Here is a 13186-nt window from a genome sequence, read left to right as displayed (position 1 = left end):
AGATTTAGCCATTTTTAGCCCATTTAGATGACTATCGAGTGAATTGAAGACACGCCCTAGGGTTCAATACTTCCATTCAAGAGCAGGGAATTGCCAATCGTAGCGAATGGCGAGCATTCTTAACGTAAAAATCGTAGTCATGGCAGAGATGTCAGCAATCCAATCCGCCACGCCTAAATTGTGCAGGGCAAAGTATAGAATGCCGCCTGTTAAGGCTGCGGTGATATAAATCTCTTGCTGTAGCACCAGCGGAATCTCATTGCAAATCATATCGCGGATGATGCCGCCGACAATAATAGTAATCACCCCAAGTAATAACGCCACAGGCACATTGGCGCCCATGCTATCGGCAACCTTGATACCGATCAAGGTAAAGGCTGACAGACCAATGGTGTCGGAGAGCTTGAGAAATCTATCGACGCGTCTTGAATTAGGACGAAAAAATATTTGTGTCGCTAATGAGCAGAAGGTGATGACGGTCAAGTAGCTCATATCTACCATCCAAAACAGCGGATGACGATCCAAAATCACATCACGTACCGTACCGCCGCCGATAGCGGTCACGATTGATACCAACAAGCAGCCAAAAACGTCAAATTTTTTATGTTTTGCTAGGATAGTCCCTGAGATACTACAAGCCACAATGCCGATCATGTCAAACAAGTAGAGCAAAGAACGCGGGTCGAACGTCGTGATCAGTACCGTAGGGTCCAATGCGATAGCCAACATGTGCGAATCTCAGTAAGTTTTTATGATGATTGGCTAAGCATTATAAGCGAATATAAGAGAGGTTGCTTTTTAAACAATCCAAATCCGTCTTATTTAACCAAGCGAATAGAAGGCAGGTGCCAATCAAAGCGCAACGCTAACATTCGCACTGCAAAGATAACGCCCAGCATAACAAATTCATTCAATCCGGCATCCATACCCAAACTGTCAAGCAGCAAATAAGTGACCGAGCCTACAATACTTGCAGAGATATAAATCTCGCGCTGTAGCACCAGCGGTATCTCATTACAAATAATATCACGTAGCATACCGCCAATGATGGCTGTCCAAACACCCATCATAATGGCAATCACGGGCGACATATCTTGGGTCAATGCTATTTTGAAACCAATAACGCTAAAGGCGGCTAGTCCAATGGCATCAAAGAGTTTGAGGGCGTTATCAATCTTGTGATACAGATGAAAAAATATCTGTAGGATAAGGGAGGTGACGGTGATGACAATCACATAGTTAAGATCGGTCATCCAAAATAGCGGATGGCGATCCAGCGCCATATCGCGTAGCGTACCACCGCCAATGGCATTGACCATCGAAACTAAGATGCAGCCAGCAATATCGAAGCCTTTATGTTGGGCGAGCAAAGTACCGGCGATAGCACAAGCAATCACACCAACCATATCGAGCAAATATAGCAGAATATCAGGAAAAATAAAATTATTCATCATAGCGTTATTTGGTCTCACCCATCTTTGGCAAATAGTACCAGTCCCAACATAATCAGCCCAATACCGACCAACCCCAATGTGGAAGGTATCTCGTTGTTGAGCAATAATATACCGCCTATCAAGGCAAATATCACCTCGCTGGCTTGGGTAGAATCAACGCCCGCAACCTCACTTGAGGTAACCGCTTGCTCACGTGCATACAAAAATATGGTGGTCGCTGCCACACCCGCCAATAGAGCAACGAGCAACGTATTAAATATTTGTGAGACTTGCGGTTGATCAGGGCGCACTATAATGCCTAAAAACATCCAAAATGGCAAACTCCCGAGCGTCATTAGCCATACTTTATTAAAGGCATTTTGCAGCAGCGTGGTTTCGATAGAAGGAATACGAGCAATTAGATTTTGTAGGGATGATGTTGCCGTCTCACTTTTATATGTACTATCGATATCGGTAGCATCATAAGTGGCAGCTGGTAAATCATAGGCTTCAGATATAAGTGGCTCATTATTATTGAGATTGTCTCGTTGAGCCTTTAACGCCGCTGCTTCTTGTAGATGAGTATTACGCTGGCGAGCATTATGAGACGCTTGCCAAACCAATTGATTGCCAATGGGATAGCTAAAAGCGGCGATGAGAGCAGGTAATGCGCCATAGAGCAGCATATCAGACATGGGGACGGCATCAGCATCGACTATGGCCGCCGCGTGCAAGCCTTCGCTGACATTGACCAGTACCACACCGATAAAGACAATAACGGCATATACAATGAATTTTTTATCAAAACGTTGGCCAAATGCCAGTAAGACGAGCAGGCTAGTCACGACGGTAAACATAAAGGTGGCTGCTACCACCCAACCGGCGACATGGTCGGCGGCATAGCAAATACCCGTATAAAATAGCCCGAACCCGATACTGCCAGTCACGCACCAAAAACCCCAGTGCTGAAAAAAAATCGCTGTCAGCGCTTTGATACGGCCAAAACCATGCTGCATCACGATAACAGCGGTGATAATCAACCACATAAAGACATAGCGGAGACTGGCTGACCAAAACCAGTGACCGCCTGCATCACTCATCAGCTCGTTTAAAATAAAAGTGGAACTAAAGAACGCACCCGCCAACAAGCCGAGTAAAATGAGTTTGACCATCCCTGAATCCTTACCGTTGGCTATATGTCCGTTCGTTTAGTAATTTTTACCTGCTTTTTTATGTGCTTTTCTATTTACCTTTAGCATCTGCCCAAATGATTTTATGCAATTGTAATTGAAAGCGGACAGGCAAGGCATCAGCCAGCATCCATTCAGCAAGTTCTCGTGCTAACACAGGTACGTCAGGGCTAAACTGTTCATCGATATCATCGGCGACGTTAAACATCGGCGAAAACCAAACGGTTCCGACCAATTCATTTAGCTTATGCTCGATTAGCATAGCTTGCGCCCAGTCGTAATCTTTACGGTTCATGATGACAAACTTAATTTGGTCATGCTGAGTAAGATGGTCCAAATTTGACCATAAGTTTTTATCGACCTCGCCTGAGCTTGGCGTTTTAAGATCCATCACCTTGCTGACCGCTGTTGGTACGTTTTCTACCGTGAGCGCGCCTGCGGTTTCAAGGGATATCTCATAATCATCGCTCAGCAAACGTTTCATCAATTCAATGGCATTCGGCTGTGCTAATGGTTCGCCGCCTGTCAGACAAATACGCTTGCAAGGATAAGCTTTGATGGTTTCTATAATGGTCTCTAGCGACTGACGTTCGCCGCCCGTAAAGGCATATTCGGTATCACAATAGACACAGCGCAGCGGGCAGCCAGTTAGACGCACAAATATCGTCGGCAAGCCTGACGTTATCGCCTCACCTTGCAAAGAGTAAAAAATTTCAGTCAGACGTAATCCTGCTTCAGGATCAGTGACAGGAATAGCGGCGGTGCGTAATGGTGATTCACTCATAATATGTCAAATACAGTTAAAGGTTGATAAGGCGATCAGGCACTTATCAATCGTAATAAAAAAGGCAGATGGTTGTGTGGGTGTTTTTATGTTTGCATAAAGCCAAACCAACAAAGGATTATAACGCAACACCTTATATTAAGCTGCAAAAAAGATGCTGGAGTCATCCTCCAGCATCTTTTTATAAAGCAATATGATTTAACAGCTAATGGTACGTGCTAAATATTTAGGCTAAGCGTAATAGCTCATTTACTGATGTTTTTGCACGAGTTTGCGCATCTACTTTTTTCACGATGATAGCAGCGTACAAGCTGTGTGTGCCATCTTCTGACGGTAAGCTACCCGGTACGACAACAGAACCTGCTGGTACACGGCCGCGATGAATCTCGCCAGTCTCGCGATCATAGATACGCGTTGACTGACCGATAAATACACCCATCGAGATGACTGAGCCTTCTTCGACGATCACGCCTTCAACGATTTCAGAACGCGCACCGATGAAGCAGTTGTCTTCGATGATCGTTGGATTCGCTTGCAATGGCTCCAATACACCGCCGATACCCACGCCGCCTGATAGATGCACGTTTTTACCGATTTGGGCACATGAACCGACCGTTGCCCACGTATCGACCATCGCGCCTTGATCGACATATGCGCCGATGTTGACATACGACGGCATTAATACTGCGCCTGCCGCGATGAATGAGCCTTTACGAGCGACTGCCGGTGGTACAACGCGTACGCCTGCTTCTTTAAACTGTGCTTCAGTCCAGTTAGCAAATTTAGTCGGTACTTTGTCATAAAACTGTACATGCTCGCCAGCTGCTTGAACGTAGTTGTCGTTTAAGCGGAATGATAGTAATACCGCTTTTTTTGCCCATTGATTGACGACCCATTCGCCGTCTTTCTTTTCGGCAACGCGCAAGCTACCATTGTCTAGTTGCTCAAGGACTTGATTAATAGCATCACGTACGTCTTGTGGCATAGTGCTTGGGCTGTATTCATTGCGGTTTTCAAAGGCTTGTTCGATGGTTTGTTGTAATGACATGGATAAAAATTCCTAAGATGGATGAAAGGTAAATAAAAAGATTTTATCGTTAACTATATCGTAAAGAATCGACTAAAAATATTGCCTGCCACATTGTCGCTAATTTGGCAGCTTTTAGCAAATAAGTTGGGCGTAATGGCCATTGCTTATAATAAATAATGCCGTCTAGACCGTTGAGCTATTATCGTCTATCCATTCTAAGATATCGTGATAGACCACTTTATTAGCCTGCTCATGTAGGGGCTCATGGCGCATGTTTGGATAGAGCTTTACACTCACGTTATTAAAATTTTGTTTCTTTAGGCGGCTGACAATATTGCGAATGCCGCTGCCCATGTCACCGATGGGGTCGCTTTTTCCACTAGCAAAAAGCATCGGAAAGTCTTTGGCAATTGTCGTGGCCCAGCCTTTATGCAAGCTAGTTGCCATCAAGGTAAACAACGTCATAAAACCATTATTGGTAAAGTCAAAACCTGTGAGTGGATCGGCTTCATAAGCGGCGATATTGGCTGGGTTTTCACTGATCCAAGCAAACTGTGAATCAGAAGTACGGTTATTAAGCTTGCTGTTAAGTACCTTGTTCATTACCTTGGCAAATACGGCGTTTGGCTTTCTTGGTGCAGCTTTTGCCAATAGTTTATTGATTGGTAGTAGCACTTTGGTCAACGGATTGGCATCAGCAGTGCCCATCAAGATAGCACCGGCAAAGTCTTGAGCATGATGTTTGAGGACATTACGGACAATAAATGAGCCCATAGAGTGTCCCATGACAAAGTGCGGCACATGAGGATGACGAGCCTTTAAGCTATCAGCCATAACGATGACGTCTTTTAACAATGACTGCACCGGATGCTCGCTGCCAAAAAACCCCAAATCAGCGTGTGTTTTTACCGTTTGACCATGACCAAGCTGATCGTAAGTTGCTACTGCAATACCATTATCAGCCAAAAACTGGGCAAAGTCCGCATAGCGACCGCTATGCTCTGACATGCCATGGACGATCAGTAGCGTGGCTGTAATCTTTTTGTCGCTATCGCGCGGCTCAAAGAAGGTATGATGCAGATAGTGGGTATTATCAGAGGAGGTGATCTGGTCAGAATTACTCATAAGCGTAGAATCCTTGCATGGTTAGAGGATAAAAACAAACTGTTTTTATGGTTTTTAAGTGTTTAACGACGAGCACTAAACGTATTGTCAATATGGCTTTGCTAGAGAATAAGCCGTCAGTCAGGTTGTATTATCACGATAGATGATTGCTGCCACCAATTTAATCACAAAGCCTTAGTAGGTCAATATTATTTACTGAATCGTCGTTATCGTACAATAGTCTTGCTTTAAATGCTTTTAACTTATGTTTTAATTTCTATTGCCAAACCATTCAAAAACCATCAAAGACACTGAGCGATGAGATGCCCACAAAAAAAATGCCTGTAAAAAAACTGCTGTTGGCAGGTGCTGGTCATGCGCATATTGGCTTGTTGCGTCGACGCTGTATGACACCTTCCATCAAATTAGATATCACATTAATCAGCGCACAGCCGCAGTTTGTTTACTCTGGTATGTTGCCTGGTTGGATGGCGGGACACTATACCTTAGATAATATCCGTATCGATATAAAGTCACTCTGCTCTCAAGCAGGTGTGCGCTTTATTCAGCAGCCAATCACAGCAGTAGACGCTAAATCTCAGCAAGTCATGACCACTGACGATAGGCATTATAGCTATGATGTATTGTCATTAAACACCGGTGCAGATACCGATATGCGCTGGTCACATAATGCTGAGACGAGTAGCGTTATCGCTATTAGGCCATTATCAGAATTTATCACACATTGGCAGCAGATTCTGACGGATGCTCGACAATCTAAAAAATATCAACTGGCTATCATTGGGGCTGGAGCGGCAGCGATAGAGTTGGTCATGGCTGCTCAAGTCGCACTACAGCAAATCAACACTAACCATCAAGTGACACTGGTGTGCGGTGAGCATCTTTTATCGGGATTTAATCCGCGTTTTCAGCAGCGTGTTATGAAGCAGCTGCATCGCCATGGCATTAAGATGGTTCAGGAGCGTGCAACAGATTATCGTGATGGTCAGTTGTCAACCGCTACTGACTCGTTGACGATGGATACGGTTATCGCAGCGACTGGCGTGATGGGGTCGGCATGGACAGCCGCTACTGACTTGCAAACCATTGATAATGGTTTTATCGCTGTCAATGCCCTGCAACAAAGCGTCTCCCATCCGAATGTGTTTGCTGTCGGCGATGTAGCCACGCGAGTAGATGAAGACATGGCACATTCGGGAGTTCATGCGGTACGTGGCGGTGCTATAGAAGCTGATAATTTGCTAGCATATCTGAGAGGTGAGCCTATGCAGAACTATCAGCCCAAAACACGCACGCTATATTTATTGTCTTGCGGCGATAAATACGCTATCGGCAGTTGGGGCAGATTTAGCGTACAAGGTCGCTGGGTTTGGTATCTAAAGCGGCAAATCGACAAGCGCTTTATAAATACAAAATAACCCTGTTGACCCGCTTTATAATTTACATTTGACCATGATATTTCCTTTTTAATAAAAATATTAGGGACATAATACGGTATCATTGATTAGTTAAACTGGAAAGAAAGCATAAATTGATTAGTAACTTGTCAATAATAGCTATGATTTCTATTGTGGTTTAATGATGATACTCAAGATTTTTCATTATCAATGAGTTTGTATGACTACTGAGACTGAGTCAAAACTGACTTAATCTGCTAATAAAATGCTACTGAATGGATTCAATAATTTATGAAATCTACCATTGAACTACTCGAATTTACCGATTTCCCCGCTATCAAGCGCCGGCAACTGACGATATTACAAGTCAATATGGGTTACTTATGCAATATGTCTTGCGTCCATTGCCACGTGGCTGCCAGTCCTTATCGGACAGAGATGATGTCGCGTGAGCTGGTTGAGATGATACCCAAAGTGCTGCAAGCGCAAAATATTGATACGCTCGATTTGACGGGCGGTGCGCCTGAGATGCATGAGGACTTTAAGTATTTGGTAAAGGCGGCTCGCGCCTTAGGTGTCAAAGTAATAGATCGCTGTAATCTGACTATCCTCATGGAAGATGGGTATGAGGACATGGCGCAGTTTTTAGCAGACAATCAAGTTGAAGTAGTGGCATCCTTACCGTGTTATTCCTTAGAAAATGTAGACAAACAGCGGGGTAAGGGCGCGTTTGATGACAGTATATTGGGACTGCAAAAGCTCAATGCTTTAGGTTATGGCAAGCCTGATTCAGATTTGACATTGAATTTGGTCTATAACCCACAAGGTGCCACGCTGCCGCCCAATCAACAGCAGCTTGAAGCGGACTATAAGCGCGAGCTAAAAGAACATTTCGAGATTGAGTTTAATCAGTTGTTCGCTTTGACCAATATGCCGATTCAGCGTTTTGGCGCGGTGCTGTTGGCCAAAAACCAATTCCACCCGTATATGGATTTGCTCAAAGAAAATTACGTGGCTGCCAACTTAGCGGAAGTCATGTGCCGCTCGACCATCAGTGTCAACTGGTTGGGTGAATTGTTCGATTGTGACTTCAATCAGCAGTTAGAGATTCCTGTACCCAATAAGTCGCGTCAGCACCTAAGCGATTTGCTGACTCAAAACCCTTCTGGTGATGTTATCGCTATTGCTGACCATTGTTATGGTTGCACAGCAGGACAGGGGAGTAGTTGCGGTGGCGCGCTAGAAGAAGAGACAGCAGACCAGACGATAGAAAACACCTCATCGATTTAAACGGAGTTACTTATGAATATTTTTGATAGCATCAGTAAGAGCACAAGCAGTTTTTCAAGCAGTCGTTTAATGATAAAAACGGCAGTGGCCACTTCTATATTATTGGCCAGTGTCGCCAGTTATGCTGATTTCAATCATAGCACTTGGGACAGCTTACTCAACAAAAACGTCACTATGACCAATGGTGGTAAAGCCTCTGTCGTTAATTATAATGGCATGAAAGCGGACAAGAGCAAGCTTGATAGCTATATGGCGGCCACTAGCAAAGTCAGCCAGTCAGAATTTAACCGCTGGAGCAAAGACGAGCAGTTGGCATTTTTGATCAATGTCTATAACGCAGGTACGGTAGAGCTAGTGTTGACCAAGTATCCTAGTATTAAGTCGATTAAAGATATCGGTGGGATATTTGGCTCGCCATGGAAACAAGATTTTGTCACGCTACTAGGCAAAAAGCGCTCGCTCGATGACATCGAGCACAATCTAATCCGTGGCTCCAAACGCTACAATGAACCACGTATTCACTTTGCGGTGAACTGTGCTAGCATTGGCTGTCCAGCCTTGTTAGACGATGCTTTTACAGGCAGCAAATTGGATAAGCAATTAGAGCAAGTAACCAGTAAGTTCTTAGCTGATAGCAGCCGCAATCGTCTCAAAGGCGGCACACTTGAGGTATCGCCAATCTTTAAATGGTATAAAGAAGACTTTGAGTCGAATTGGCGCGGCACCAAAGATTTAGAAGGATTTTTAGCTCGCTATAGCTCGTCTTTAAGTCTTGATAAATCGCAAACGGCTGATCTAAAAGCAGGTAAAACGAAGATTGGCTATACCGATTACAATTGGAATTTGAATAAAAAGTAAGAATACGGCCAACTATGACATCGACGGTTTCTATCATTATTCCAGTACTCAATGAGGCAGATAATTTGCCTCATCTGTTTGCAAATATAGACAGCCTAAATCCCACACCGCAGCAAGCTATCTTGGTAGATGGTGGCTCAAACGATGATTCTATCGGCATAATTCAAAGCTTTATTAAAGAGTCAACGCTCGATAATTACCATAAAGTGGATTGGCAAATGATTGAGTCCAGAGCAGGGCGTGCGCAGCAAATGAATGCAGGTGCAGCATTAGCAACTGGCGATATCTTGCTGTTTTTGCATGCCGATACGCAACTGCCAATCCAAGCTATTGCAGAAGTAACCACCGCTATAAAACACTCAGAATGGGGTCGTTTCGATGTGCAGCTGAATAGCCGTCAGCCGATGCTTTGGCTAGTAAGTCGTATGATTAACTGGCGCTCACGATTGAGCGGAATCGCTACGGGTGACCAAGCTCTTTTTATCAAGCGTAAGCTTTTCGAACAAATCGGTGGTTATCCTAAACAGTCGCTGATGGAAGATGTCGAGTTATGCAAGCAGCTAAAAGGTGTCGCCAAACCTGCATGTTTGAAAAGTAAAGTCATCACCTCGGCCAGACGCTGGCAACAATATGGCACTTGGCGGACGATTGTCTTAATGTGGCATTTACGTTTTGATTATTGGCGTGGCGTGTCGGCTGATAATATTAAAGCGCGCTATTATAAATAAAAGAATAAACGCTTACTATGAATCAAAAATCACAAACTTGCATCATTCTTTTTGCCAAATTTCCCGCACAGGGTATGGCAAAGACCCGTTTGCAACCAGCGCTTGGCATTGAAGGTGCCGCGCAAATGGCACGGCAACTGCTGCTGCATAGCATAGAACAGGCCGTCGCTACTGGCTTTACGGTTGAGCTATGTGTTAGTCCTGCGCCAAGTGATCCTTGCTGGCAAGCGCTTGATTTGCCTGACTCACTGCAATGGTCAGCGCAAGTGGAGGGTGACTTGGGTTTTCGTATGCTGGGAGCCAGTCAGCGAGTATTGCAACGTTTTGAAAAGGTTTTATTAATTGGTACGGATTGTCCTAGCCTCACGGCAGCGCGTATTCAACTAGCAGCACAGCAGTTAGATCAGCATGATGCAGTCATGATTCCTGCATCAGATGGTGGTTATGTGTTGCTCGGATTTAAACAAGCGGATAAAAGTCTTTTTTCAAATATCAGCTGGAGTACGGCTAGCGTGGCTGCAGTGACTAGGCAGCGCTTTGCAACATTAGGTTGGACACTCGCACTATTATCACCTTTACATGATATTGATGAGCCTGAAGATTTGCAGTATTTGCCAAATGGCTGGCTGGATTCTCACGTCAATATCAAGGTCGATGACAGCTGATAAGCGTTTCAATAAATTGGCTAAAATAGTGCGGCTATATTTATCAAGGTCATCACTAAGACTTTCAACTGGATTGTACATTCAATAAGGATATTGTTATGCAGGACGTGGTTCAGGATTATTATGGTAAACAGCTACAAAGCACTGCTGATTTAAAGACCTCGGCGTGTTGCGATATTAGTAATATGCCTGAATGGCTCAAACCGCTGCTGGCTAATATCCATGATGACGTCTTGAGTCGTTATTATGGTTGCGGATTGGTTTGTCCGGCGTTACTTGAAGGCTGCCGCATTTTAGACTTAGGAAGTGGTTCGGGCCGCGATGTCTACGCACTAGCGCAATTGGTTGGCGAGACGGGGCATGTAGTCGGTGTTGATATGACCGATGAGCAATTGGCAATCGCAAAACAGCATCAAGACTATCATGTCGACAAGTTTGGCTATGATAATGTGACTTTTATAAAAGGCTATCTTGAAAAGTTAGATGAGCTAGCGTTAGCAGATAATAGCTTTGATATTATCGTCTCAAATTGCGTCATCAATTTATCCACTGATAAAGCCGCAGTGATGGCCAGTGTGCAGCGTTTACTTAAGCCCGGTGGAGAGTTTTATTTTTCTGACGTCTATGCTGATCGCCGTATTCCACAACACCTAATCGACGATCCTGTCCTTTATGGAGAGTGTTTGAGTGGTGCCTTGTACTGGAAGGACTTTAGCCGTTTGGCAAGAGGCGCAGGATTTTTAGACCCGCGTCTGGTCGAGGATCGCCCACTTGAGATTACTGATCCCGCATTGGCGGCTAAAATCGGTGACATTCAGTTTTTCTCTGCTACTTATCGTTTGTTTAAGATTGCCGCGCTTGAAGACGCCTGCGAAGATCATGGACAAGCAGTGATATACAAAGGATCTATTGAACAGTCACCTCATCGTTTTGATCTCGATAAGCACCATGCTATTGAGGCTGGTCGAGTATTCCCTGTCTGTGGCAATACGTTTCGAATGCTACAAGAATCTCGCTTTGCACCGCATTTTGAATTTATCGGTGATGACAGTCGCCACTACGGTATTTTTGCAGGTTGCGGCGAGCTAATGCCATTTAATCAGTCTGTAACGCTAGCATCTGAGCTGGGCGGCTGTTGTTAGTGTCAAAGCTGTGTATAGTCAGTGAAAAGTAATATCGATACATGACGTACTGCTGATATCAATTTTTCTTGCTTACTGTGCCTGCGCAGACAGAGGCTACAAAAAATTGATATCAGCAATACCGTAGCGTTTTTAGGATACTTTGACTATAGTTAGCGTACGTTGCAAATATACGAGCCAAAACCCTAAAAAAGGCCATTAATTCAAGTTAATGGCCTTTTTGTATATGCATGTTTGTATGTGTATGGGAATTTAACACTTTGCTGTCTGTCATTATTTCAAACAAGCATCTATCGATACACTTTTAAATATTTAGTACAGTAATGCAGCAAGTCTGGTTTTGGTCTGCTCGTCCATTACGTTCACAGGCGTTACCAGTGCTTGTGCTAAGGCATTATGTGCGATTGAATCTGGCAGCTCGGCGGCAATCAAAGCGACCGCTTCCTTAATTACTTTCTGAGCATTTTCGGCATTTTTCATCAGGTTTTTTATGGCGTAATCCGCACTGACTGCTTCTTCGGTAGGATGCCAACAATCAAAATCTGTCACCAAGGCCAACGTTGCATAAGCAATGCTGGCTTCACGTGCCAGTTTGGCTTCTGGCATATTGGTCATGCCGATAATACCTGCCTGCATTTGCCGATACCACTGGGACTCTGCACGAGTTGAGAACTGTGGTCCCTCGATACAGACATAAGTTGCCTGTGAGTGACATGCTCCCTCAAAAATATCTGCTTTGTCGTAAGCTCGCTTTAGGATATCTGCTAGGGCAGGACATAGTGGATCTGCCATCGATACATGAGCGACTGCGCCTTCACCAAAAAACGTACTGACTCGCTGCTTGGTCATGTCAATCATTTGATCGGGTATGACCATATCTAACGGCTCAATATGCTCTTGCAAAGAACCGACTGCGGATACTGATACGATATAGCGCACGCCTAATGTCTTTAGTGCATAAATATTGGCGCGATAAGGAACTTCGGACGGGATGAGTTTATGACCTTGACCATGCCGTGTCAAAAAAGCAACCGTCACACCCTCTAATTCACCAAGGACAATATCATCAGAAGGGCTACCATAAGGCGTCTGTATGGTGATATTGCGTTTATTGGTGAGTGATTGCATTTGATAGAGACCACTGCCGCCAATGATAGCAATGTCGGCAGAGTATTTTTGCGTGTTTTCTACTGCAATTGAAGTCATATCAGGTTCCAAATGATAGCTAGTAAAAGTTGTAAAAGCTGGTGTTACTCGCTTTTTCCTCAAAATATAGACAATAACAAAGGTCTTGGTAAACGGATTTTTTAGAAAGGGTTTTACATTCTAAATATAGCCACTAACGTTTAGGGCGTGTTGAACATTCACAAATAGGCACTGCTGATTGCGAAAACTGTTCTAGACAAGGCGTAAAACGACGGTAATGCTCATGCCTTAACTAGGTTTACAACGCAGCATAGGGCAGTTTTCGCATCAGCTCTAATATCAACAGAGGGAGACAGGACTATTTTTTGCCATTTCATGGTTAAAAATAGACGCTTAGA

Annotated in this window: 13 protein-coding genes; 6 read left to right on the top strand and 7 right to left on the bottom strand. The window is 44.2% G+C overall.

The window, feature by feature from the left end; all coding sequences use genetic code 11:
• Positions 1–63: 63 nt before the first annotated feature.
• The 6 genes from JMY08_RS04925 to JMY08_RS04900 form a co-directional block, all read right to left on the bottom strand.
• Entirely contained in the window at positions 64–729 is a 666-nt protein-coding gene (locus tag JMY08_RS04925; protein WP_010199481.1) for a trimeric intracellular cation channel family protein, read from the bottom strand.
• A gap of 89 nt (positions 730–818) precedes the next feature.
• On the bottom strand, positions 819–1454 hold the full coding sequence (locus tag JMY08_RS04920) for a trimeric intracellular cation channel family protein (RefSeq protein ID WP_189584397.1): 636 nt from the start codon (positions 1452–1454) through the stop codon (positions 819–821).
• Between the two features lie 14 nt (positions 1455–1468).
• The gene (locus JMY08_RS04915; RefSeq protein WP_201591682.1) at positions 1469–2605 is read right to left on the bottom strand and encodes a multidrug resistance efflux transporter family protein; all 1137 of its coding nucleotides are present in this window, start codon (positions 2603–2605) and stop codon (positions 1469–1471) included.
• Positions 2606–2675: 70 nt separating this feature from the next.
• Positions 2676–3407: a 7-carboxy-7-deazaguanine synthase QueE gene (queE, locus tag JMY08_RS04910; RefSeq protein WP_189584403.1), complete on the bottom strand. Its 732-nt coding sequence runs from the start codon at positions 3405–3407 to the stop codon at positions 2676–2678.
• 226 nt (positions 3408–3633) lie between these two features.
• Positions 3634–4455, bottom strand: a complete 822-nt coding sequence (gene dapD, locus JMY08_RS04905) for a 2,3,4,5-tetrahydropyridine-2,6-dicarboxylate N-succinyltransferase (RefSeq protein ID WP_010199491.1) — start codon at positions 4453–4455, stop codon at positions 3634–3636.
• A 165-nt stretch (positions 4456–4620) separates the two neighbouring features.
• Positions 4621–5562: an alpha/beta fold hydrolase gene (locus tag JMY08_RS04900; protein WP_201591679.1), complete on the bottom strand. Its 942-nt coding sequence runs from the start codon at positions 5560–5562 to the stop codon at positions 4621–4623.
• 302 nt (positions 5563–5864) lie between these two features.
• Here JMY08_RS04900 and JMY08_RS04895 point away from each other — a divergent pair, with 302 nt between their 5' ends.
• The 6 genes from JMY08_RS04895 to JMY08_RS04870 all read left to right on the top strand — a co-directional run bounded on the left by JMY08_RS04895 (position 5865) and on the right by JMY08_RS04870 (position 11642).
• A complete protein-coding gene (locus JMY08_RS04895) occupies positions 5865–6980 on the top strand; it encodes an FAD-dependent oxidoreductase (RefSeq protein ID WP_201591676.1) in 1116 nt (371 codons plus the stop codon).
• A 270-nt stretch (positions 6981–7250) separates the two neighbouring features.
• Positions 7251–8249, top strand: coding sequence for an arsenosugar biosynthesis radical SAM (seleno)protein ArsS (gene arsS / locus JMY08_RS04890; RefSeq protein ID WP_201591673.1), 999 nt, complete (start codon positions 7251–7253; stop codon positions 8247–8249).
• A 12-nt stretch (positions 8250–8261) separates the two neighbouring features.
• On the top strand, positions 8262–9107 hold the full coding sequence (locus JMY08_RS04885; protein WP_201591655.1) for a DUF547 domain-containing protein: 846 nt from the start codon (positions 8262–8264) through the stop codon (positions 9105–9107).
• A 14-nt stretch (positions 9108–9121) separates the two neighbouring features.
• Positions 9122–9835: a TIGR04283 family arsenosugar biosynthesis glycosyltransferase gene (locus JMY08_RS04880; protein ID WP_201591652.1), complete on the top strand. Its 714-nt coding sequence runs from the start codon at positions 9122–9124 to the stop codon at positions 9833–9835.
• Positions 9836–9852: 17 nt separating this feature from the next.
• Positions 9853–10500, top strand: a complete 648-nt coding sequence (locus JMY08_RS04875; RefSeq protein ID WP_201591639.1) for a TIGR04282 family arsenosugar biosynthesis glycosyltransferase — start codon at positions 9853–9855, stop codon at positions 10498–10500.
• Positions 10501–10598: 98 nt separating this feature from the next.
• Entirely contained in the window at positions 10599–11642 is a 1044-nt protein-coding gene (locus JMY08_RS04870) for a methyltransferase domain-containing protein (RefSeq protein ID WP_201591626.1), read from the top strand.
• A gap of 312 nt (positions 11643–11954) precedes the next feature.
• Here the strand turns inward: JMY08_RS04870 and mtnP are convergent, their stop codons facing one another.
• A complete protein-coding gene (gene mtnP / locus JMY08_RS04865) occupies positions 11955–12848 on the bottom strand; it encodes an S-methyl-5'-thioadenosine phosphorylase (RefSeq protein ID WP_201591623.1) in 894 nt (297 codons plus the stop codon).
• Positions 12849–13186: the final 338 nt, after the last annotated feature.

It is taken from the genome of Psychrobacter sp. Pi2-51 (assembly GCF_904846665.1).
GTDB lineage: Bacteria > Pseudomonadota > Gammaproteobacteria > Pseudomonadales > Moraxellaceae > Psychrobacter > Psychrobacter glaciei.
This window is presented reverse-complemented; position numbering and strand designations above follow the sequence as displayed.

Coding starts and splice junctions, on each gene's coding strand:
- mtnP (WP_201591623.1), bottom strand. CDS start 12,848: ATGACTTCAATTGCAGTAGAAAACACGCAAAAATACTCTGCCGACATT.
- JMY08_RS04885 (WP_201591655.1), top strand. CDS start 8,262: ATGAATATTTTTGATAGCATCAGTAAGAGCACAAGCAGTTTTTCAAGC.
- arsS (WP_201591673.1), top strand. CDS start 7,251: ATGAAATCTACCATTGAACTACTCGAATTTACCGATTTCCCCGCTATC.
- JMY08_RS04925 (WP_010199481.1), bottom strand. CDS start 729: ATGTTGGCTATCGCATTGGACCCTACGGTACTGATCACGACGTTCGAC.
- JMY08_RS04900 (WP_201591679.1), bottom strand. CDS start 5,562: ATGAGTAATTCTGACCAGATCACCTCCTCTGATAATACCCACTATCTG.
- JMY08_RS04915 (WP_201591682.1), bottom strand. CDS start 2,605: ATGGTCAAACTCATTTTACTCGGCTTGTTGGCGGGTGCGTTCTTTAGT.
- JMY08_RS04895 (WP_201591676.1), top strand. CDS start 5,865: ATGCCCACAAAAAAAATGCCTGTAAAAAAACTGCTGTTGGCAGGTGCT.
- JMY08_RS04875 (WP_201591639.1), top strand. CDS start 9,853: ATGAATCAAAAATCACAAACTTGCATCATTCTTTTTGCCAAATTTCCC.
- queE (WP_189584403.1), bottom strand. CDS start 3,407: ATGAGTGAATCACCATTACGCACCGCCGCTATTCCTGTCACTGATCCT.
- JMY08_RS04920 (WP_189584397.1), bottom strand. CDS start 1,454: ATGATGAATAATTTTATTTTTCCTGATATTCTGCTATATTTGCTCGAT.
- JMY08_RS04870 (WP_201591626.1), top strand. CDS start 10,599: ATGCAGGACGTGGTTCAGGATTATTATGGTAAACAGCTACAAAGCACT.
- JMY08_RS04880 (WP_201591652.1), top strand. CDS start 9,122: ATGACATCGACGGTTTCTATCATTATTCCAGTACTCAATGAGGCAGAT.
- dapD (WP_010199491.1), bottom strand. CDS start 4,455: ATGTCATTACAACAAACCATCGAACAAGCCTTTGAAAACCGCAATGAA.